The organism is Microbacterium terrisoli (assembly GCF_030866805.1).
Classification (GTDB): domain Bacteria; phylum Actinomycetota; class Actinomycetes; order Actinomycetales; family Microbacteriaceae; genus Microbacterium; species Microbacterium terrisoli.
The window spans coordinates 1,527,314-1,548,840 of sequence record NZ_CP133019.1; the positions used below are offsets into that span (position 1 = coordinate 1,527,314).

Here is a 21,527-nt window from a genome sequence, read left to right on the forward strand (position 1 = left end):
GAGTTGTGGGCTGCCTCCGTGACGCGGAGGCGGCATCCATCATTCACTCTGAAGCATCCCCCTCAGGAGCATCATGCCGAAGGAACGCGGCGAGAAGGTCGTGGCGACCAATCGTCGCGCGCGCCACGACTACACGATCGAGAAGACATACGAGGCGGGTCTCGTCCTCACCGGCACCGAGGTCAAGTCGCTGCGCGAGGGGCGGGCGAATCTCACCGACGGCTATGCCTACATCGACGGCGGCGAGGCGTTTCTGGATGCCGTGAACATTCCGCAGTATGTGCAGGGCAATTGGACCAATCACGCCGCCAAGCGCACCCGCAAACTGCTGCTGCACAAAGAAGAGATCGTGCGGCTCTCGCACGCCGTGTCGGCCGGCGGCTACACGCTCGTGCCGCTCAAGCTGTATTTCTCCGACGGGCGGGCGAAGGTCGAGATCGCGGTTGCCAAGGGCAAGCGCGAGTATGACAAGCGCCAGACCCTGCGCGAGAAGCAGGATAAGCGCGAGGCCGAGCGCGCCATGCGCACGCGCAACCGCATGGGGGACTGATCAGACGATCGGCTCGGCGTCGCGGGTGTCGGCGTGGCCCGTGTGCTGATCGCTGAACGCGGTCTTGGGCACGACCAGCAGCAGCACTGCCGCCACCAGTGCCGTGGCGCCGCACACGACCCACACGGTCACATAGCCGGCGAACGATCCGGCCGTGCTGTCGGCGCCGCCGGCGTGCGTGACGCCCTGCAGCAGTGCGATGCCGAACACGCACGATGCGATCGCGCCGCCCACGGTCTTCACCGAATTGGTCAGCCCGGTGGCCACTCCGGTCTGGGTGTGCGCGGCGGCGGATGCCGCGGCCGCCGGCAGTGCTGCCACCAGCGCGCCCGACCCGATGCCGACGATGACCATGTTGACGATGACCTGCAGATAGGCGGCGTGCAACGGCACGAACAGGAGGAATCCGACGCCGACGAGCACGGCCGCGACGATCAGAGTGATGCGCGGCGAGATCAGTCGCGCCGCCAGGGGGAAGGCGAGGGCCCCCGCGATCATCGCGATCAGGTAGATCCCGATGATCAGCGACGTCGCGAACCCGCTGGTGCCCAGGCCATAGCCGTACACCGCCGGGTCGGTGCGTGCGAACGTCGACAGCGGTGCCTGGGCGCCCAGCACGCTCACGCCGAACAGGCCCGCGGTCAGGAACACCGGGCCCAGAGCGGGTGAGCGGAACATCCGCACGTCGATCAGCGGATCGTCTTGACGCAGTTCCCACAGCACGAAGGGCACGACCAGCGCGATGCCCAGGAGCACGACGATCCACGACAGGAGGTCGCCCGGACCGTTCAGGCGCAGCAGGCTCAGGCCGCCGGTGAACGCGATCAATGCGATCGAGATGAGCACCACGCCGACGGTGTCGAACACGCCGCCGGTCGGCTCGGGCGACTCACGCACGCCGAACAGGACGACGAAGAAGCAGATCACGATCATGACGGCGGGCACCAGCAGCACGACCGACAGGGGCAGGGCGTCCACGAGCGCGCCTCCGACGAGGGCACCGATGATCGCACCGGATTCCAGCGCCGCGACGAGGAAGCCCGCCGCACGTGCCGTGATGGTCGAGCGCCCCTCCATCCGTCGCGCCCGCGACCAGATGAGCGCGATCTCCAGCGGCAGCCAGACCACGTAGAAGCCCATGAGCGCCCAGCCGACGAGGAACACCGCGAAGGAGTCGGTGAACGGCAGGACGAAGGATGCTGCAGCCGTGATCGCGGTCGAGATCAGCAGCATCCGCTTGTGCCCGATCATGTCGCCGAGCTTGGCGAAGGCGGGCACCACGAGCGCGGACAGCATCAGCTGCGTGCCCTCGAGCCAGTTCACATCGGCGTCGTGGATGTCCAGATGCCGGGCGATGTCGGTGAGCATCGGCGTGTAATAGCCCTGCAGAACGCCGCTGGTGAACTCCACGAACGCCAGAAAGCCCACGACACCGGCGAGGGTGCCGATGGACACGCGGGTGGCGGTCGTGGGAGCGCCCGCGGCGGTGGCGCGGACGAAAACGGCTCGGCGGGGCATCATGCGCGCTCCTTTGCGGGCGGGATCTTCACGGCCGGCGGCGTGCAGGCTGGGTGCCTGCAGGGCGGGCCGGCTGTGGAGCCGGCGGTCGGGTGGGATCACTCTAACTGCTCGATGAGCGCGCGGTGGAATCGCTCGCCGCGCTCGAGAGACGAGATCTCGACCCGCTCATCGACGCCGTGGATGCTGGCACGCTGCGCAGCCGACATCTTCAGCGGAGCGAACCGGTACACCGCGGGTGCGAACCGGTGGAAGTGGCGGGCGTCGCTGGCCTGCATCATGATGTACGGCACCGCTGCGGCATCCGGATACGACACGTGCAGGGCCGCTGCCACCGCGGCGAACGCATCGTTGTCGGTGCGGGATTCGGGGGAGGGATCCGACCCTTCCAGCAGCGTGACGTCGACCTTCGCGTCGGCGATGCGTCGACGCACACGCCGCAGGGTCGATGCGACCGTCTCGCCGACCGCCACACGCAGATTGACGGTCGCCGACGCCTGCGACGGCAGCACGTTGGCCGCGGTGCCGCCCGCGAGCATCGTCGCAGCCACGGTGGTGCGCACGAACGCCGCCGTCTCACCGCCGAGGGCTGCGAACACTCGCGCCGACAGCCACGGCCAGCCGGCCAGAATGCGGTAGAGCAGACGCGCCGGCCCCGATGCGGTGTCGGCGAAGGCGCTCAGCATGCGCGAGATGGCCGTCGGGGTGCGAGGGCGGAAGGTGCCGGCATCCAATCGGTCGACCGCGCGTGCCACGCGCCGCACGGCGGTCATCGACGGGGGAGCCGATGCGTGACCGCCCTCGCCCCGGGCGCTCAGTCGAATCGTCATGACGCCCTTCTCGGCCAGACCGATCATCCCCGCCTCGCGTGTGACGAACGGCAGAGGGGCATCGACGACCGCGCCGCCCTCGTCGAGCACGAGCCAGGGGATCTCATCGCGGGACTGGAAGGATGCCGCGATCTCGCGCGCGGCGGCCCCGTAGGTCTCTTCATTGCCGCCGAAAGACAGGCACACGTCGCGAGCGGGAGTGAAGCCCGCGGCCAGCAGGTTCTCGACGGCTTCGAGGATGACGATCAGCGGACCCTTGTCGTCGAGGGTGCCGCGTCCGTAGACCCAGTCGCCGTCGACGTGACCGTCGAACGGCGGATGCGTCCACGGGTCGGACTCGTCGACGGGGACCACATCGAAATGCGCCATGAGCACGAGGGGGCCGCCGGCGCCGGGGTGCCCACGCCAGCGCAGCAGCAGCCCCAGATCCGTGTGCCGCGTGAGCTCGAGGTGCTCGTGCACAAGCGGATACAGGTCGTGCAGCAGCGCGATGAGCTCGTCGAAGGGCTGCATGCCGCGTTCGTCGAGCTCAGCTGACACGGTGGGGATGCGGATCAGCTGCGACAGCCGGTCGGCGATGCCGGGGCGGGGGATGACCTGTTCTGTCATCGCGCCGTGAACCGGGCCTCGACCGCTGCCGAGACAGTGATGTCGTCGGGACGGAAGTCGAGTGCGGGGGATGCCGCGGCGCTGTCGAAGGACGTCTTGGCCATCCGCAGCACGGGCGGTGGAGCATCGTGCCCGAGCAGGCTGAGGTCGGCGATCTCGACCGGTGCGACCTCGGTCAGACCGAGCGCGTGCGCGTATGCGGTGGCGCGTTCGACGGCGGCACGCACCGCTGTGGCGGCGACCTCTCGCTCGAGCTCAGCCTCGGTCGCGCGCGTGAGACGCCACGTGATCTCGCCGACCTGGACGCCGTCACGCTCGGCGACCTCGCTGAGCCACCAGCTCAGTGCGGGGAAGTCGGTGAAGGTCGCCGTGAACCCGACCGTCGCATGGTGCACGACAGCCAAACGTTTGCCATCGGCGTTCCACGGGCGCTCGGCCCACACCGACGCGCGCCCGCTCGTCCATTCGGCGAGGCCCCCGGCATCCTTGCGTGCTGCGAGGTCATCGCGGATGGGTGCCGTCAACGTGGCGATGCGCTCGACGACGGCGCCGCGCTCGGGACCCTCGCTGTGCACGGACACGTGCGCGACGGCTTCTTCTGGTGCGTGCACGGCTTCGTGCTCACCGCGGACGGTGATGGTGACCTCGGACATGGCTCCGAGCCTAAGCCGCTGTCTCATCGTTCGTCGCGCCCCGTCGTGCCTGGGGCGCGTGTCGTGCGGCGAGGGTAATCCGCCGAGCGGAGGACTCTCGCGGTCCCAGGAATACTCGTCTGAGCGGAATCCCCTCATCTGGAGAGGAGGACGCCGGTGACCGGCAAGGTCAGCGCGGTGTCATCGGAAGGTTATGTCGCGTCCTCAGCACCCCACTGTGAGAGCGCGAGAATGGCCTCACGCAACGCACGCCCGCGATCGGTCAGCGCATATGCCCGTGTGTTGTGCCGGAGTGGCAGGCGAGACAGAACGCCGGCCGCTTCGAGTTCGCGCAGGCGGATCGTGAGCATGTTCGTCGGCACGCCGAGTTCACGCTGCAGGTCACCGTAGCGCTGCGGTCCGCCGAGAAGCTGCTCCACGATGAGCAGAGCCCAGCGTGCCCCGACGATGTCGAGGGCTGCGGCGAGGTCGCTCACGCGGTCGCGGCGGCGTCGGGCTTCATCCAGAACGGCGAATAGTGGTAGCCGTCGAGGTCGTCGAACTGGCGCTGATACATGAACGGGTAGTCATCGGTATCGCCGATCCGTCCGCCGGCGGCTCCCGCGCGCTCGATGAGTTCGTCGACGGCTTGGCGGCTGCCGAGGTCGAACGAGACCGTGATCTTCGACGGCGTGTCGGCCCCGCCGACCAGCTCGTCGGTGCCGCCGACGCTGGCGTACATCTCGCGGCTGCCGAGCATGACGTACTGCTCGGGCGCGATCGCGAAGCACGACACGTTGTGATCGGACATCTCGGCGTTGAGGGTCCAGCCGAGCGCGGTGTAGAAGCCGGTCGAGCGCTGGACGTTCTCGACCGGACAGGTGATGAAGAGGCTCATGTGCCGATACTTGCAAAATGCAAGTGAGGTGTCAAGAACCTGTCCCGAGAGACAGGAATGCCGGATGCTGCGGATCCGTTGTAAGCTGTGATGCTCGGGTGTGCACAGCATCCGATTGGCAACTCCACACGGTGACAGCGGCCGCTCCACTCGGAGCATGCACGGGGATGATCGGTTTCGACGTCGCCTGTCTATTCACGAGAAGCGGGCCGAGGACGCAGGGTTATCTCGCAAACGATCCCTGCAAAACAATAAGTGCCAATGCAAAGCGCACTGACTTCGCCCTCGCTGCGTAAGCGAGCCCGATAGTCCGTCAGACCGTATGTGATTCCGGTACGGATCCTGGCGTCATCTAGGAATCTCGCTGTGCGGCGGCGTCTGGACGCCGTACGGGACTCTTCCCAGGCTGGGCCTGTCGACTTAGGTGTCTGTGACAAAGGTCGGGGCCGAGCAGAACTTCTTCACAGACTGCGCCCGGAGAAGGCGTGGAGATTCAGTGACGGACGGGGGTTCGATTCCCCCCATCTCCACCGAGCCGTTGTCACAGAGAGGGTCAGAAACCCGCGGAATCACGCGGATTTCTGGCCCTCTTCCTTGCTCGGACTCGGCGTCGATTCCCGATTTGCCCACAATTTGCCCACACGCCCGAGGCTTGCCCACAGTCATACCTGAATGATGCGGCTGACGTCGGCGGCGAGCGCACCCTGGTTGAGGCGGGCGGCGACGTCGGCCAGGTCGTCCTCGAACAGGTCGGCGTACGTGTCGAGCGTCATCGCTGCGGACTTGTGGCCGAGCATCCGCTGCACCGCCTTCACATTGGCGCCGGACGAGATCGCCAGGCTCGCGGCCGTGTGCCGGAGATCGTGCGGCGTGAGCCGCTCGATGCCTGAGCGTTCGAGCGCTGCGGCGAACCACGACGTGGTCCCGACGCTGGTCTTCGCCCGTCGGAGGTGGTTGCCCTCGGCATCGGTGAACACGAGGTCGTCTGGACCCCTGCCGGTGCACATCTCTTGGAGAGGCTGCTCGAGGAACTCGGGGAAGGGCACGATCCGTCGCTCCCAGTTCTTCGGAGCGCCGAGGACGATGCGTCCTTCGACCTCGACGGCGGCACGATTGACCTGGATACGCTGCCGGTCGAAGTTGATGTCGCGGACGTGCATGCCGATCGCCTCGCTCCATCGAAGGCCGCAGTAGGCGAGGACGAGGATCAGCGTGCGGTAGGTCGACGTGCTCGCTGCTTCGGCGAGGCGGACGACCTCGGCGTGCGTCAGGTAGCGTCGCGGCTTCTCGGAGCGCTTGGTCGGCAGGTTCTGGGCACCGCGAGCGACGTTGCGGGGAATTCGCCCGTCACGAACGGCGGTATCGAGGATGCCGGCGAGCACGCCGAGCGCGCGATAGACGACCGTCGCCGAGCGCGGCTTGCCGGCGACGCCGCTGCTCTTCGTGCGATTCGTCGGCGCCGTGCCTTCGGAGAGTTCCCGGATCCACTGCTCGACCTGTGAAGCGCGGATGTCACCGATGCGGGTGTCTCCCCATCGAGGGCGGACGTAGACGCGCCACGAGGTTTCCAGCGAGCTGTACGACGACGCCTTGAGGGAGTGGCGCTTGTTGCGCATCCACTCGGTGCCGAGGTCGCCGACGGCGGCTCGCGCCGCGGACGGATCGGTGTACGAGCCGTCGGTGCGGGCGACTTCGGTCCGGGCGAGGAAGATCTCGGCCTCGCGCTTGGTCCGAAACCCGCGCTTCTCGACCTGGCGATGGGTGCTGTCGTCGCGCCAGCGAACACGGTAGCGGCGGCCGGCCGCCGCCTGATACGCCGTGATGCTGCCCATGATGCGCCTCGGGATCAGGGTAGAGCTTCTTCGGCATCTGGCGCGATGGAAGCCATGCGCGTGAGATCGATCCGGAGTCGGGTGAAAGGTCTATATACTGCTCTATACAAACCGGGAGAGGAGGAGTCATGACGGTCACGTCAATCGATATCGACCCGAACGCGCTGCGCCAAGCGAAAGAGCTCGCCGGCACGACCTCCAATCGCGAGACGGTGGATCTCGCCCTGCGCACTCTCATCGCCGTCCGTCGCCAGCCGGCGGCCGTCGAGCGGATTATCGCCCGTACGTTCGAGCCCAACCAGATCGACGCACCGACGATTCCGCCGGCGACGGCGATTGCCGGCCAGTGACGACCTACCTCGTCGACAACAGCATCTGGCAGAAGGCCGCAACGAGCGAAGCGATTGCGACAAGACTCCGGGAGCTCTCACCCAGTCACCTGATCATCACCTGCCCGCCGCAAGTTCTCGAGTACTGCCATTCGGCCCGGACCCCGCTGGAGTACCAAGAACTCCGCGCGGACATGGAGCAGCTACTGCCCGCATGGGAGCACCCCGACGAGCAGCGAGCCCTGGACGTCCAGCAGGCGCTGTGGGACACCGGGCTCATGCGCGCGGCAGCGGCGTTCGATTGCCTCATTGCGGCATACGCCGTCGTCAACGACGCTGTCATCCTGAACTCCGACCACGACTTTGAATTCATCGAGATCGCCACGCAGGGCGCGGTTCGGCAGGAGTACGTCGCGGCCTAGGGGACTTCCGACCCGATCCGATCCCTAGCCCTGTTGCGGGTGAGACCGGCGGCAGCCGCCGGCCGCGACGGTCGGCGGCTGCGGATGGCCGCGACGACGCGGGTTCAGAAGATGTGTGCTTCGCATGTGGCGAGGAATGCCACGCGGCGGCGCTGCAATTCGCGGTAGACGGTGGCACGGGACACATTGAACAGCTCGGCGATCTCAGTCTGGCTGTACTCACCCCGGTCCTGGACGTCGAACAGGAGCTTTCGCTGCGTCATCGACAGCTTTGGCTGCTTGCCCTTCAGGTGTCCCTTCGCACGCGCCACCGCCATCCCTTCTTTCATGCGCAGGGCGAGCCGGTCGAGTTTGGTGACCACGAGCGTGTCACCTTCCCGGACGGCGGCGAGGGCTTCGCGCAGTCCAGGCCTGGCCCGGTTCGTGGCGGTCAGTCCGTGATCGACGTACATGTTCGAATCGAGGACTCCCAGTCGCAGCAGTGCGTCTCGCTGCGAAGTGAGGTCTTGATCCGCTGTGGAGACCCTGGCGTAGCCAATCAGTATTCCGTTCATGCCGCCGACGGTGCCACCGTCACCGCAGAGGCGCACCTGGGTTGGATCCTCATGCGGGCGATGCGCGGAGGCGGGGCGGCTGCGAGCGGCGGTTCGCTCCAGCTTCGGCTTCTCTGTGAGGTCGGAGGGACAGGACTGGGGACGGTCTTGTGCTTTGATGCACGCCTCTCGGCGAGCGCGTTCGATCAGACGCCGGTGAGCTGGGCTAGATTCAGGGACGGTGTGCGGCGGCGTTTTCCGATAACACGCCGACATAGAGGTGCATCCCACTGCCGTGCCCTGTGGGAGTGCGCCAACATATGCCGCTTTAGATGTCGAACGGCCGCTCGCGGCTCTCGCCGCCTTCCGTCCACTTCACCAAGACGCTCGTCGGCACGCCATCCGCGATGCTGCGGTCGTAGCGGAACCGCTGCGTCTGACCCGCGTGCAGCGTCCGAGCGCGATCGCCTCGTAAAGCAGGTTCGCCGGACGGTCTCCAGCGCGCGCTGTGAGCGCTTCGGCGTCGGCGGTGCCTTCGTTGCGGAGGTCGATGTACCGACGCACACTGTTCCTCACACGACCGCGGCTGTCCGTCCGGGACGCGTCATCGCTCCCAGCCTGCGCCACGAGCCTCACCTCTGGAGCAACCGAAGAAGGAGTGAGTTCCCGCGCGCCGAGTCCCAGCTCGGCGATGTCACTCTCGATTGCCGCCCAGACCTTGTGGAGCAGTTCGTCCGGGTTGACGTACGTGCCGTACAGGCTGCGTTCTCGTAGGTCGTCCTGGAAAACACGAAGCGCCTGGAGCTGCTCTAGGTCGACGTCGTGCGCATGCGAGGCCATGGAGAACCAGAGGTGTACGCGCCGCCCGTCCGCGATGGCTCGGTCGACCTCTCGGCCGTTCCGGAGATCGCCGTCGGCGTCGCGGTGCCGATGCGACTGCCGAAAATACCGATCAAAGAGTCGGCGTTGTCGAGAAGCGCCGCATTGATGATCGCCTGTGGGTGGTCGCCAGCCCGCGGAGATACGCTCTCCCAGCGCAGCGGCACAACGACGACACCACGTGTCCGGGTGCTCGCCTCGTTCCAGCTCGTGATTGCGCGCATGACGGCTTCACGCCCGTCGCCCACGTCCCCAGGAGACGCGATCATCACGTAGAGCACGGTCGCGGTCGTAGTCATGTTCTGAGCATAGGAGCGCCCTACCTGCACTCCCGACCTCGGCCGGGCACTGCACGCAAGCGTGGCCTGTTTGGGAATCGGCGCCCCCGACGTTTTCTGGTGCGGCACTCCTCATGCCAGTTGCCGTTGGTCAACGCGACGGGTACCGCAAGTCGTCGAGCGACTCGAGTGCGGCGTCAGTAGGTTGACACCATGGCGCTCAGACCTTTTTCGCGCGCACACGGCCGCCCCGCACCCGTCGTGCCCAACCCCGACCACGCGTGGAAGCTCCTCGGGCTCGTAAACGAGTGGATCCGTCACTCCGACGCCAAGGCAGGAGTGACTCTCGCCTTCACGGGCGTCCTCGCGACAATGGCGTTCAACCTGACGAAGGACTTCACGGCACGGACCACCCTCTTCGACGTGTGCGTGATCCTCGCATGCCTCCTTCTCGTGACAACGGCGGCGCTCTGCGGGTGGACCCTCACGCCGCGCATCAATGACAAGGACGCCGACCCCGAGGCAATCAACAGGGTGTTCTTCGCAAGCATCTCCACCAACTTCAAAGGCGATCGGCCCAGGCACGGACAGGTCCTCAGCACGCTGTCAGCCGACCCTGACGAACTGGTGAGGGACCTCGCCGACCAGATTCACGCGAACGCGAAGATCGCGACGGTCAAGGCGAAATACGCGCTGTGGGCGATCCGGTCCGCCCTGGCCGCTGGGGCGGCAGTGGCGGCGCTGGCCATAATCATCGGCGTCACGAACAGCTGAGGGGAACCACGGTGGATGGAAACTACCGCTCCTATGACTATGAGCGGAGTTCGGAACGGATCCGCGAAATCCTGGACATGCCGGAGGGATCTTTCCAAGAGGTCGAGGGAAACCTTCCAGACCGTGACCGTCTCACCTATACGAACGGCTTCTACGGCACCTGTTCGGCCGTCTTCATCGACATTCGCAACTCGTCCGGGCTCACCGCCAGACACAAGCGGCCCCGTCTGGCCAAGATATACCGCGCGTTCATATCCGAGATGGTCGCAGTGCTCAACTCCGACCCCAAGATCCGAGAGGTCAACATCGTCGGCGACTGTGTGTGGGCGGTCTACCGCACAACCTTGCAGAAAGACCTCGACGACGTGTTCGCCATCGTGTACCAGGCAAACACGCTCGTTCGGTTACTGAACTACCACCTGCAAGCGCACGGGATCGACCCGATAGCGGTCGGCATCGGGGTAGACGACGGGCGCGTCCTCATGATCAAGGCTGGCTACGCCGGAAGCGGGATTAACGATGTCGTCTACATGGGTGACGTCGTGAATCGAGCAGCACACCTGGCCCATGAGGCAGGGCGAGGCTGGCGGGTGCCGATCTATGCTGGCTCGTACTTCTACGACAACCTCAACGAGCAGAACCGAAGTTTCTTGCAGCCGAGATACGTGCGCGACCTGGGCACGGTGTACGCCGGGTACGTCATCGATCTCCACATGGACGAATGGATCGACACGTTCGCGTAGGGGACGCCTCTTGGATTCCGTGAGGCGTTTCCCTGGCGGCGCCGGGCCACTTGGGATGTCGGCGCCTCCCTCTATCGTTCTATCGGGAGGGTGGCAATGCCTCAAATGACGGACGTAGACCTCGACGGGTTGCTGGAGACGCTGGACGACAGCACCAAGGAGGAGTTCGCCTCCAAACCGACGGTCGAGGAGTGGAGTGACGACTTCGATGTCGCGGATCTCCCCATCCAGGCGCGCAAATGGATTCAGATCCCCGATGTCGTCGCGGTAGTCGCGGACCTCAAGGCGTCGACCCACCTGGGAACGGGAAAGCATGCTGCCTCGACGGCCAGCATCTATCAGGCCGCGACCGGCGGCACGGTAAGCATTTTCAATCGTTTCGGCGCCGACTTCATCGCCATTCAGGGAGACGGGGCGGTCGCGCTCTTCTGGGGCGAACAGCGGTACGAACGAGCCATGTGCTCAGGGATCACCGTGAAGACGTTCAGCGAGAAGTCACTGGTGCCGCGCCTCGAGAACAAGTGGCCCGCACACGCCAAGGAGCACCCGACCGGCTTCAAGGTGGGAGTCGCGAGCGGCCGCGTCCTTGTGAAGCGGATCGGGACGCCGCGAAACCTGTCCGAGCAGGAGCCGGTGTGGGCCGGGACACCCGTGAATTTCGCGACGAAGGCAGCGCAGCAGGCGGACCGGCACGAACTCATCGTCGCGGGGTCGGTGTGGGATCAGATCGAGAAGAACGACTACCTCACCATCACCTGCCCGTGCAGCGATGGGCCCAGTGCCACCCTATGGTCCGATGTCACCATCGAGAAGATCCCGGAGGGCAACACCGAGCGCGACGGACGCCTGCTATCTGCGACCTGGTGCGACCTGCATGGTGACGAGTACGTGACGGCTATCCTCGACGGCTTGAGGAACCGTGTCGACGCTGACGAAGCACGGGCAGTGCTCTTCAAGGCACTGTTCGCGAACGCCTTGCGAGTGACGTCTCAGCAAAAGAGGCGGGATCTCCGCGCTCGCAGGCTGGGACTTCGCTAAGAGCACCGGCATGCGGCTGCAGTCGATTTCGGCCGTGAAGTGCCCGCGAGCGGGCAGCCGCCGGTGATGGGCCTCTTCTAGGCGCGGGATGGTCTCGACCGCGCCCCCCCACTTCGACGAGCGTGACGTGGTGATCGTGGTCCGCGAGCTCCGCCGAGCAGCACCGCGGCTCACGCGGAAGCCCGCGACGTTGCTCGCCGAGCATGTGGTGGCGTCGACATAGCGCGCTCCTCGCGCGAACGTCAGTCCGGGTCTGCTGGCGCGGTTGCGAGCGGGCCGCGCATCGCTGCTCCGTCGGCCCTAGGCTCGGGCAGGTGGCCGCCCATTCATATGTGATCGTCGGAGTCGAGCCCAATCGGGTCATCGTCGATAGCGCTCGCGAGGCCGTTCCAACAGCCATGGCCGCGCTCTTCTCCGAACATGAGCGAGTTAGTGCTACGTCCTACGTGAGTTCTGCGGGCGACTTACGGATTCGCCTCCACTTGCTCGGCTACGACAAGAAGTTCACCACTCGCGTGGTCGAGATGCTCTGGCTGGACCGGATCAATGTTCAGCAGCCGGCGGATGTATCGCCATCTGACCTCATCGATGCTTGGATTGCGCACATAGACGAGCCGGGCGAGCACGGCATGCCGAACAAGCACGCTCGAGCGCTTGAAGAACAGTGGGGAACGATCTGGGGCGAATCACGTCGGCAGCTCAGGTACCTGCTAGACCGGATCCCGGCCGACACCCGCGTGGAGCTCGATCTCTCCGAACCTGTCGATCGGGGGTACGTGCCGCCCTCCACGTTCGCGCTTGACGCCAGGAATGAGCTGGCGAATGAGGCTTCGGGTTCCATGCCGACAATTGTTCTAACTGAAGGGTCAACAGACGCGGAAGCGTTGACCGCAGCTGTGGAGTTCGTGCGGCCGGGCCTCGCAGGCTTCTTGACCTTCATAAACTACGGCCTGAAGCCCGACGGGGGCGTCGGCGCGGTGACCAATGGGATGAAAGCTTTCGCGTCTGCGGGCGTGGCGAACCGTGTGACCGGCCTTTTTGACAACGACACTGCCGGCGCCGACGGAAAGAAGGCGTTGAAGGGGATCAATCTCCCCGACCGAATCAGAGCAGTGTCACTGCCACCGCTGGACCTAGCGCGGGCCTACCCGACTCTGGGGCCCACTGGCCCCCAAGTGCTCGACGTGAACGGAAGGGCTGTCTCCATCGAGTTCTTCTTCGGTCGAGATGTGCTCACCGATCCCTCGGGCGCGCTTGAGCCTGTGCAATGGACCCGCTTCATCGACTCCCAGGGCGAGTACCAGGGCGAGTTCCTGCGCAAGCGCGAGATCCAGCAGCGGTTCCGCGCCAAGGTGGTGCGGGCCCGTGAAGGAGACTTGGTGGCAAGCGAGTGGGCTGATCTCGCCAAGCTGCTCGACTACATTGCGGACTCGTAAGCGGCTGAAACCTTCACCAAACGAATCAGCCGATCCGTATCCGGGCAATGCGCGAATGGGGCAACGCGAGCGGGTGTGCAACCCGGGCCGTCGACGGCGGTATCCGCTGCGGCGACCGGCGGACCGGTCGCCGAGTTGCAACCGCTCGACGGCGTGGGTAGCGCACTCACGCGATCCTCGAACGCGGCGCGAGTTGCGGTGTCGAGCGTAGCGTCGGCCCGATCGCCTTGACATCTAAGTCGACGTTCGCCGCGCCTACGAGCTGGCGCGCAAAGGTCTGTCCAGCGAATCCCCGAACGTTGGGCAGTCCCTAATCCGCCAGGATGTCGCGCAGGGAATCACCAACTGAGTGTCGGTGCACCGTAGGTAGGACGGCTTCCTGAAGTTCTCGCGTGAGTACAGGCTCGCTCGGAATCACGTGGTGAAGCGCTTGGGCGAGCGCCGTGTCGACTCCGGGCTGTTGTAGTGCGTGAAGAATCGTTGCGCTGACATCAGGGTGCGTCGCACCCTCGGCTAGTGACCGTATGGCCTGACCGGCTCCTGCGAGTGTGGCGGTTAGATTCGCAGCTAAGGGGGCGGTGGCAAGCTCCGCTTCGAATTCGTCCCAATCGAGCGGCGTCTGCCGAGGGCTGTCGGTCGGACGTGGCAATACGGCCGCAAGTCCCCGTGCCCGAAGACCGGCGCCGGTCTCGTCGCAGAGGGCGTGGATCATGCCTTTGAAGCGCCAAGCGTTGTCGTTGCCGGTGCCCGACGCCGCCATTGCATCGCGTATACCGTCCGCGACCAACGCCGAATTTCTGTCGTCCGCGTCCGCGAACTGGATCATGATGCGGCAGTTCTCCGGGAACTCAGATGTGGCCGGCGCTTGGAGTACTCTTACACCTTGTCGTATGAGCCTGGCTCTCCACTTCGGGCTAGATCTGGCCATTCCGTCATCGATCACATCCAATGCCAACCGCGGTCCGACGGGGAAGAGAGCAGCGAGCCGGTTCGCTGCGTTGTCGTCGAGCGACTCAACGAGTTCTACTACCGCGCTCTGGAGATGCGGCTGTGGAGTTGCGAAGAGTCTGCCGGCAGCGAACAGCCAGGTATTGCGCCAGTGGGGGCTCGGGGCGCACACGCGGAGTGCTTGGACCGTGGCCTCGAGCGGACCGGACGTCAGGAACATCGCTGCCATGAGCTCCTGAAGGGACCTTACGTCGTATCCGTAGCCGGCTTCCCGACGAGGGACGATCAAGACGAGTCGGTGGGTGACGGCCTCCAGAATGCGTCGTAGAAGATCGCTATCTCGACCGGAGGGTTGGAACTCGTGCTCTAGCAGCAGGTTCCATGCGATCGCTTTGAGCTCGTCGAAGGACAGCACGGCTAGGGAGCGATCTGCGTTCTCGCTTCGGACCTGCAGTTCAAATCCCACCCGCTCGTGGAGTTGGTGCACAAGCGGCGCATGGTCGCGAAGTAGGTGACTGTGGCCGCCGACCTTGCCCTTCTCTCGTTGTGCGACAGTCTCGTAGTAGCCCGAGAACAGGCTGAAACGATCGGGAGCTAAGGGGCCCGATCCTTCGATGATGATCGCGAGGATTAGGACTTGGAGTGGTGTGCGGAACAAATACTTGAGTGACTCGTCCTTGGCGGCAACTCGGAGCTGTCGGATCACCCGATCTAGACGATCTGGGTCGGCCTGCAGGCGGATTTGACTGGCAAGGACTCCGTACTTCAACGCCTCCTGCCGCGGAAGGTCCGCGAGATCGACCCGGCCGAAATGCCCCGGAGCAATGTTCTCGGTGAACCCGAGCGGACGCGTGGTAAGCACGACGAAGACGTCGGACTTGGTAGCCTCGGCCTCGTCTACGAATTCTGTTATCTGCTCGATCAGGCGCTTTCGTACCGATTGCTCGGTGACCTCGTCCAGCCCGTCGAGGACGAGGATGCATGGCCACTGTCTCATCCAGGAGTCGAGAACCCGAGGTGATACTTGTCCGGCGTTCAGCCGCTTCGAGATAGTCTTGGCTATCCACTTGAGCAGGGTGGCATCCTCATCGAGGCCACCTTGTTGCGCGTACTCAGCGAGATCGATTCGCATTGGCCACCTTCGGTGGAGCGGGAGGCCACCGCGGCCCATCCTGATGAGAGCCGCTCGAGTCCCGTCGACCACCGCTCGCTGCCCATCACTGAGGTCGTCTGCGCCGTCAAGCATTGCGGCGCGATACGCCTGAACAAGGAACTTTGAGATTGTCGTCTTGCCGTTGCCTGGGGCGCCAGCCAGAATGACGCTTCTGGGTTGAGCGACGGTTGTGATTCCGGGCCGAAGAACGTGCTCCGCCCGGTCCAGCACGTAGTGGACAACCGTCGATCGGGTCGTGGTGCCGGTTTCCACGATTGGGAGATCGATAGCAAGGTCGTGCACAGCATAGGAGCGGAGATCCCCGCTCCCGGCCTCGTCGAAGTAGATGAGGCCGTCACCCCCTGTGAGGCTCGACCGTGCGTGCGTGCGCAGAGCCGGCCGTAGTTCCTCGACCGGAAGCCTGTCGGTGAACTGGCCAAGGTGGGCAAAGACATCGGCCGCGGTGAGGAATGCGGGAAATCCTCGTCGCACGTCACTCTTGGTGAGCAGCAGAGTCCCAACCTGGGTTCCGTCCCAGATTCGCCAGTTGTTGATTCTCGAAAGGCGACTCAACTTCTCGCGGCGAAGCTCGCCAGCGGCGTCGTTGACGTCTCGGCTCGCGTCATCAAGCCTTTCGATGAACCGCGCAATGTTCGAGAGCACTGAATCATGGCCGCCAAGCCCCGGAAATGCCGAGAGCCGGACGTTCGTGATGAATAGCATGTTGGCGGGAACTTCTGCGCGGTCTCCATGGGGGTCCGCCCACGATTTGAGTTCTGATCGAATCTGGCCCCACAGCCAACTGGCGTTGTCTTCGGGGCGGTCTGAGGGAAACTGGCGGTGCTTGACCTGGATCACCGAATACCCGTCCCACACTTCGGTGCTTGGGTCCTCCCCGGGGAGAGCGGCGGTCGACCAGGACATGCGGCCTCGGTAATAAAGATCGCGTCCTCCATCACGTCCCGCGCCCATGACCTGCACCCCTGGCCCGAAACACGAAAGCGCGATAGCGCCGGCGAGGTCCTGGAAGCCGATCGGACCAAGCTGTTGCAGATCTAGTGTCATCTCACGCCCCCCTCAGGACCCTATCCACGTCCCTGAGGGACCGGGGTCGAGCCACGCGGCACGCGGCCTTCGCCGAACGACTTGGCATTAGCGCAATGCGGGACGCAGCTGATCGATCTCCTCCTGCTGCTCCTCGATCAGTTTGATCAGCTCGCCAAGGGCGTTCTGCGCATGGGCAAGACCCACGGCGAGCAGCCGCTCAGGGTGCGGGTCTCGCCCAACATTGCCGAGCGTTTGCATTGCAGAACTTTGACCGTTGATGGCCGCTCCGATGCTTCGCGCCTGCGACTTTGCGGTGTTGATGCTTGCCACTTTGATGATCCTTACTATCCCGAGTTGGCGACTATACGCGCCCGTCCCGACATCGGTTGTCCCGCGGTATGGAGTCCGTAATCCCCGAGACGGCCGAAAGCGCTCCCATCGGCGCGGTTGTCGGTTCTTCAATGGGTGACGTCCCACTGGTTGGTGGAGTTTCTCGACACCGTGCGGGATCAGCTTCTGTGATTATGCCGCGTTGAGTTCGGGGATGGCCACCTCCTCGGCTTCGGCGAACAACAGCTTCATGGAGTGCTCGGAGAAGTAGCGGCGGTCGGCGCCGTCCCATTCGTCGTGCTGCTCGATCAGGACGTGCCCAGCGAGGCGCAGCAGGGCGGCGGGGTTGGGGAATGTGCCGACGACGTCGGTGCGACGTTTGATCTCCTTGTTGAGCCGTTCCAGGGGGTTCGTGGACCAGATCTGCCGCCAGTGCTGTTGCGGGAACCCGCAGAACGCGAGGATGTCATCCTTCGCGTTCTCGAGCATGTCCGCGATCTTCGGGTGGGAGCGGGTGAGCATCCGGACGACTTCGTGGAACTGCGTGAACACGTGCTCGGTGTCGGGCTGGGCGAAGATCGTGCGGATGATCGACGCGACCATCGGCCCCGACGCTTTGGGAACGTTCGAGAGTACGTTGCGCATGAAATGGACCCGGCACCGCTGCCACGCGGACCCGGCGAACACGGTCTCGATCGCCGAGATCAGACCCGTGTGAGCGTCGGAGATGACCAGCTTCACACCATCCAGACCGCGTGCTTTCAACGATCGGAGGAACGTGGTCCAGAACGGTTGCGATTCGGTCTCCCCGACCTCGAACCCGAGGATCTCGCGACGCCCGTCCGCGGCGACGCCGATCGCGACGACCACCGCCTGGGACACCACCCGCCGTCCGACCCTTGCTTTGCAGTAGGTCGCGTCGAGGAACACATACGGGTAGGTCGTGTCCGCCAGGGGCCGGTCCCGAAACGCGGCGACGTCCTCGTCCAGGTTCGCGCAGATCCGCGACACCTCGGACTTGCTGATCCCGGTATCCGCACCCAGCGCCTTCACCAGATCATCGACCTTCCTCGTTGAGACGCCGTGGACGTACGCCTCCATCACCACCGCGAACAGTGCTTGATCGACCCTTCGCCGGCGCTCCAGCAGCGACGGGAAGAACGACCCCTGCCGGAGTTTCGGGATCCGCAGTTCCAGATCCCCAGCCGTCGTGGACACGGTCTTCGGGCGGGATCCGTTGCGCTGAGTCACCCGGCCAGCGGATCGCTCATACGGGGCCGCGCCGATGAACGCGGCCGCTTCCGCATCGATCAGCTCCTGATAGAGCGTTTCGGTCGCGACACGGATCCGGTCAGTGACATCGGTGAGTTTCAGTTCCCCGAGGAGCTCGAGGAGGGCAGACTGGTCTAGAGCCATCGTGCTTTGTGTCTTTCTGTGAGTGACTTTGATCGGTACTCACTGACCATCGCACGATGGCTCACCCACGTCTACGACGCAGACCAACCCATCGGAATCTCCACCACCCCAGGGGACGTCACCCGCCCACCTCGCTCACTGCGGGACTAGACGGTATGTAGTGGCTCCTGTTTACCCGCTCGCGGGCATCCTTGAGGGCACAGCTCGTCGTCGACGTTGGAGTTCGAGGCCCCGTCGGGGCGATGCCACACCAACCCGTGCGGGTTCAAGCCGGCATCCTCTGCGCGAAGCTTTCGCAACTGCGCGACCGCAGCGGTGGTGGGTTCGTCCGGGTCGAGGCATCCGCCAGCCATTTGGCAGCGAGCTCTGCGATGTGCGTCGACCGATCGAGAACCGTCTCCTGGCTATCGCGTTCACGAAGCATCGTGTTGAGCTTCTTGCCGCGCCGTCCTTGGTCTTGGACATCCGGGCCTTCTGCAGCCGTTTCCCCGTAACCGGGTCGAAACCCACTGACCGTGTTGACCACACTCGACCGTGACGACATCTGGACGGTCTGCGGGCGCTCATCGCGAAACTTCAGGCCTCGAACCTCGTCGCGGGCATTCGCCGAGTCGGTGGTGCGGCTCTCGCCCTTCGCTACTTTCCGCGCAGGAACGACGCAGGATCTCGACTCGCTTCACACCCAGCCGGGCAGCGACGCCATCCTCGCGCAGCCGCGGCGAGGGTCGCTGCTGCGCGAGGATGGGATCCCGCGTGGCACAACTTCAACATCGAGCAGACCGGCGCGATCCCGTCCTTTGGACGACGCGAGGTCGAATGGGAGACGATCTTCGACCGGGACGGGATTGTAGGTCGCGGAGCGCAGCAGACGGCTCGGTGCGCCCCGACGCCGAGAGTGTAGCGATCGCGCCCGGCTCCGTTCTCACTGCTCGCTCCTTCCAGACTTCGCGCTTCGCGCTGCGCTTAGGAGCCGCTCTCAGCGAGCACTCCGCCGGCCCCGATCGCTGGTCGGCTGACTGTCGGATCGGACCGATTTGCCCACAATTTGCCCACACTTGAGCGCAATCGAACCAAAACAAGCCCCACTGAGCACCCCAAAACATGACCGAAATTCCGCGGAATTCCGCGGATTTTGAGCCAGATCACCGGAACGGCCGGGCGCCTCGGCATAATTCGATTCCCCCCATCTCCACGAGCCGTTGTCACCCGAACCAAGACCCCGCGTTCCCTTACGAGAGAAGGGAACGCGGGGTCTTTTCCATTCCTGGGCTCAGCGCGCCGGAGCCGCGCCGGCCGGATCGACGACGAGTGTGCGCAGCCCGCGTCGCAGTGCTGCCCGGTCGCCGGAGCTGAGCGCGCTGAGGAACGCGTTCTCCGCTGCGAGGTAGTCGGCCTCGGCGGCCTCGTAGGTCCGTTGACCCTGCTGGGTCAGCTCGGCCACGTTCCGCCGCCGATCTGAGGGGTCCGGATGGCGGTCCACCACGCCTTTGCGCTCGAGTCCGTCCAACACCGCGACCATGGTCGTCCTGTCGATGCCGAGTGCGTCGGCCAGGGCCAACTGCGACGTGCCCTCGCGGCCGGCGAGCATCCGCAACACGCCGAGTTCCTTGCTGTCGATCCGGTGGCGTTCGAGCGCGGAGTCGGCGACCGCAGCGAACCGGGCAGCGGCGTGCTTCAGCAGATAGCCGAGGACGTCATGCGGATCGATGGTCGCGCCGTCTGGTGTGGACATATCCCGATTGTAGCGTTACTCTGATCGTCAGTAATGCTGATCATCAGCAATACAACGAAAGGAAGAACTGTGGACATGCTGCCCCTGAAGCACCCCTGGTGGGTGCTCGCCACGATCGGCGTGGGCGAACTCCTCGTCACGCTCGACAACGCAATCGTCAACATCGCACTCCCATCCGCGCAGGCCGGCCTCGATTTCGCCGATGCACAGCGTTCATGGGTCATCACCGCCTATGCGCTCGCGTTCGGCAGTCTGCTGCTGCTCGGCGGCCGGCTTTCGGATGTCTTCGGCCGCAAGCGGGTATTCCTCATCGGCATCCTCGGATTCGCCCTCGCCTCGCTGTTCGGCGGACTTGCGCCGAACTTCGCCGTGCTGGTCGCGGCACGAGCCGCTCAGGGAGCCTTCGCTGCGCTGCTTGCCCCCGCGGCACTCGCCCTGCTCGCCACGACCTTCCCGACCGGTCCGGCCCGTGCGCGTGCGTTCGGCATGTTCTCAGCACTCGCCGTCGCCGGAAGTGCCATCGGGCTCGTCCTCGGTGGTGCCCTCACCCAGTTCGTGGGCTGGCGCGCGTGCCTGTTCGTCGCGGTCGTCTTCGCCATCCCCAGCGCTGTCGGCGCACGCGTTCTGCTGCCGGGCGGCCGGGCCTCGACGCGACCGCGCGTTGACGTGCCCGGCGCCATCGCTGCCACGGCCGGCCTGTTCTTCTTGGTGTTCGGGTTCTCGAATGCCGAGACCAGTGCGTGGTCGAGCTGGCAGGTGGCCGGTCTTCTTGCGCTCGGTGTGCTGTTGCTCGCGGTCTTCGTCGTCATCCAGCGCACGGTGGCGCATCCGCTGCTCCCGCTGCGCGTCGTGCTCGATCGCTTCCGCGCCGGAGCTTTCATCACCGGCTTCGTCACGATCATCGGGATGTTCGGCGTCAATCTCTTCTTGACCTATGTCATGCAGCAGAGCCTCGGATTCAGCCCCCTCGTCACAGGACTCGCGTTCCTGCCCATGACCGTCGCGCTGATGGCCGGTGCGACCCAGGCGCCGGTGCTGCTCCTTCCGCGATTCGGCCCGAAGGCGCTGCTCGCCGGTGGTCTCACCGTCTGCGCCGGCGCACTGTTCTGGTTGTCATTCCTGTCGACCACGTCCACCTACGGGGCGAGCATCGTGGGTCCGCTGATCGTCATGGGACTCGGCATGGGCACCGCGATCTCGACGATGTTCGCGACCGCCACGTCGGTGGCGGACCCGGCCGACGCCGGTGTGACCTCGGCGACGGTCAATGTCGTGCAGCAGGTCGGGGGATCCGTCGGAACGGCACTGCTCGCCTCGATCGCCGGAATCGCCGCGGCGTCCAGCCGCGACCTGACCACCCAGTCGGCAGCGCTGCACGGGTACTCCGTCGGCTTCCTCGCGGCGTCGGCGATCTTCCTGGCCACCGCCTTGATCGTCAGCATCCTCGTGCCGCCCGGTCGGCTTCCTCTGCGCAGCGAGGAGCACGCCGATGGAGTCGCTCACCGAGCCGCGCACTCACCCGCGGGGACCCCGCGAACGGCGACGCAAGCACGAGAGCGCACGTCGTCGTCCATCGCACGTCCGCTTCGGTGAACAAGAA

The 21,527-nt window shown here is 65.2% G+C and carries 21 protein-coding genes and 1 other RNA gene; 9 read left to right on the top strand and 13 right to left on the bottom strand.

Going from position 1 to position 21,527, the window contains the following annotated elements; genetic code table 11:
• Positions 1–73: 73 nt before the first annotated feature.
• Complete coding sequence (smpB, locus tag QU603_RS06505; RefSeq protein ID WP_308493676.1) at positions 74–550, top strand: SsrA-binding protein SmpB; 477 nt, start codon at positions 74–76, stop codon at positions 548–550.
• Here the strand turns inward: smpB and QU603_RS06510 are convergent, their stop codons facing one another.
• From QU603_RS06510 to QU603_RS06530, 5 genes are all read right to left on the bottom strand, one after another.
• Positions 551–2,068 carry an MFS transporter gene (locus QU603_RS06510; RefSeq protein WP_370655348.1) on the bottom strand — a complete coding sequence of 506 codons (1,518 nt, stop codon included), beginning with the start codon at positions 2,066–2,068 and terminating at the stop codon, positions 551–553. It lies immediately after the preceding gene.
• A gap of 98 nt (positions 2,069–2,166) precedes the next feature.
• Positions 2,167–3,507 (bottom strand): M20/M25/M40 family metallo-hydrolase, encoded by a 1,341-nt coding sequence (locus QU603_RS06515; RefSeq protein WP_308493678.1) that lies wholly within the window; start codon positions 3,505–3,507, stop codon positions 2,167–2,169.
• Positions 3,504–4,160: an SIMPL domain-containing protein gene (locus tag QU603_RS06520; protein WP_308493679.1), complete on the bottom strand. Its 657-nt coding sequence runs from the start codon at positions 4,158–4,160 to the stop codon at positions 3,504–3,506. The genes QU603_RS06515 and QU603_RS06520 overlap by 4 nt, the downstream gene beginning before the upstream one ends.
• A 191-nt stretch (positions 4,161–4,351) precedes the next feature.
• On the bottom strand, positions 4,352–4,636 hold the full coding sequence (locus tag QU603_RS06525; RefSeq protein WP_308493680.1) for a winged helix-turn-helix transcriptional regulator: 285 nt from the start codon (positions 4,634–4,636) through the stop codon (positions 4,352–4,354).
• Positions 4,633–5,037 (bottom strand): VOC family protein, encoded by a 405-nt coding sequence (locus tag QU603_RS06530; RefSeq protein ID WP_308493681.1) that lies wholly within the window; start codon positions 5,035–5,037, stop codon positions 4,633–4,635. The genes QU603_RS06525 and QU603_RS06530 overlap by 4 nt, the downstream gene beginning before the upstream one ends.
• A 163-nt stretch (positions 5,038–5,200) precedes the next feature.
• On the opposite strand from QU603_RS06530, the gene ssrA reads away from it, so the two are divergent.
• Positions 5,201–5,570: a transfer-messenger RNA gene (gene ssrA, locus QU603_RS06535) on the top strand.
• A gap of 129 nt (positions 5,571–5,699) precedes the next feature.
• Here ssrA and QU603_RS06540 read toward each other — a convergent pair.
• The gene (locus QU603_RS06540; RefSeq protein WP_308493682.1) at positions 5,700–6,869 is read right to left on the bottom strand and encodes a site-specific integrase; all 1,170 of its coding nucleotides are present in this window, start codon (positions 6,867–6,869) and stop codon (positions 5,700–5,702) included.
• Between the two features lie 128 nt (positions 6,870–6,997).
• Here QU603_RS06540 and QU603_RS06545 point away from each other — a divergent pair, with 128 nt between their 5' ends.
• Positions 6,998–7,219 (top strand): type II toxin-antitoxin system VapB family antitoxin, encoded by a 222-nt coding sequence (locus tag QU603_RS06545; RefSeq protein ID WP_308493683.1) that lies wholly within the window; start codon positions 6,998–7,000, stop codon positions 7,217–7,219.
• On the top strand, positions 7,216–7,620 hold the full coding sequence (locus tag QU603_RS06550) for a PIN domain-containing protein (protein ID WP_308493684.1): 405 nt from the start codon (positions 7,216–7,218) through the stop codon (positions 7,618–7,620). The genes QU603_RS06545 and QU603_RS06550 overlap by 4 nt, the downstream gene beginning before the upstream one ends.
• Positions 7,621–7,724: 104 nt before the next feature.
• Here the strand turns inward: QU603_RS06550 and QU603_RS06555 are convergent, their stop codons facing one another.
• The 3 genes from QU603_RS06555 to QU603_RS06565 form a co-directional block, all read right to left on the bottom strand.
• Positions 7,725–8,174, bottom strand: a complete 450-nt coding sequence (locus QU603_RS06555) for a recombinase family protein (RefSeq protein ID WP_308493685.1) — start codon at positions 8,172–8,174, stop codon at positions 7,725–7,727.
• A gap of 354 nt (positions 8,175–8,528) precedes the next feature.
• Complete coding sequence (locus QU603_RS06560; RefSeq protein WP_308493686.1) at positions 8,529–8,993, bottom strand: hypothetical protein; 465 nt, start codon at positions 8,991–8,993, stop codon at positions 8,529–8,531.
• Positions 8,963–9,331 (bottom strand): hypothetical protein, encoded by a 369-nt coding sequence (locus QU603_RS06565; RefSeq protein ID WP_308493687.1) that lies wholly within the window; start codon positions 9,329–9,331, stop codon positions 8,963–8,965. Before QU603_RS06565 ends, QU603_RS06560 begins: the two co-directional genes overlap by 31 nt.
• A gap of 192 nt (positions 9,332–9,523) precedes the next feature.
• Between QU603_RS06565 and QU603_RS06570 the strand changes: the two genes are divergently transcribed.
• From QU603_RS06570 to QU603_RS06585, 4 genes are all read left to right on the top strand, one after another.
• Positions 9,524–10,084, top strand: coding sequence for a Pycsar system effector family protein (locus tag QU603_RS06570; RefSeq protein WP_308493688.1), 561 nt, complete (start codon positions 9,524–9,526; stop codon positions 10,082–10,084).
• Between the two features lie 11 nt (positions 10,085–10,095).
• The gene (locus tag QU603_RS06575) at positions 10,096–10,827 is read left to right on the top strand and encodes an adenylate/guanylate cyclase domain-containing protein (protein ID WP_308493689.1); all 732 of its coding nucleotides are present in this window, start codon (positions 10,096–10,098) and stop codon (positions 10,825–10,827) included.
• Positions 10,828–10,932: 105 nt separating this feature from the next.
• Entirely contained in the window at positions 10,933–11,865 is a 933-nt protein-coding gene (locus tag QU603_RS06580) for a hypothetical protein (protein WP_308493690.1), read from the top strand.
• Between the two features lie 314 nt (positions 11,866–12,179).
• Complete coding sequence (locus QU603_RS06585; RefSeq protein ID WP_308493691.1) at positions 12,180–13,301, top strand: hypothetical protein; 1,122 nt, start codon at positions 12,180–12,182, stop codon at positions 13,299–13,301.
• 310 nt (positions 13,302–13,611) lie between these two features.
• On the opposite strand, the gene QU603_RS06590 is transcribed toward QU603_RS06585, so the two are convergent.
• From QU603_RS06590 to QU603_RS06605, 4 genes are all read right to left on the bottom strand, one after another.
• A complete protein-coding gene (locus QU603_RS06590) occupies positions 13,612–16,125 on the bottom strand; it encodes an NACHT domain-containing protein (RefSeq protein ID WP_308493692.1) in 2,514 nt (837 codons plus the stop codon).
• A 429-nt stretch (positions 16,126–16,554) separates the two neighbouring features.
• A complete protein-coding gene (locus tag QU603_RS06595) occupies positions 16,555–16,779 on the bottom strand; it encodes a hypothetical protein (RefSeq protein ID WP_308493693.1) in 225 nt (74 codons plus the stop codon).
• 192 nt (positions 16,780–16,971) lie between these two features.
• Complete coding sequence (locus QU603_RS06600; protein WP_308492704.1) at positions 16,972–18,195, bottom strand: IS256 family transposase; 1,224 nt, start codon at positions 18,193–18,195, stop codon at positions 16,972–16,974.
• Between the two features lie 1,270 nt (positions 18,196–19,465).
• Positions 19,466–19,927: a MarR family winged helix-turn-helix transcriptional regulator gene (locus QU603_RS06605; RefSeq protein WP_308493694.1), complete on the bottom strand. Its 462-nt coding sequence runs from the start codon at positions 19,925–19,927 to the stop codon at positions 19,466–19,468.
• A 33-nt stretch (positions 19,928–19,960) separates the two neighbouring features.
• On the opposite strand from QU603_RS06605, the gene QU603_RS06610 reads away from it, so the two are divergent.
• Positions 19,961–21,520 (top strand): MFS transporter, encoded by a 1,560-nt coding sequence (locus QU603_RS06610; RefSeq protein WP_308493695.1) that lies wholly within the window; start codon positions 19,961–19,963, stop codon positions 21,518–21,520.
• Positions 21,521–21,527 lie beyond the last annotated feature (7 nt).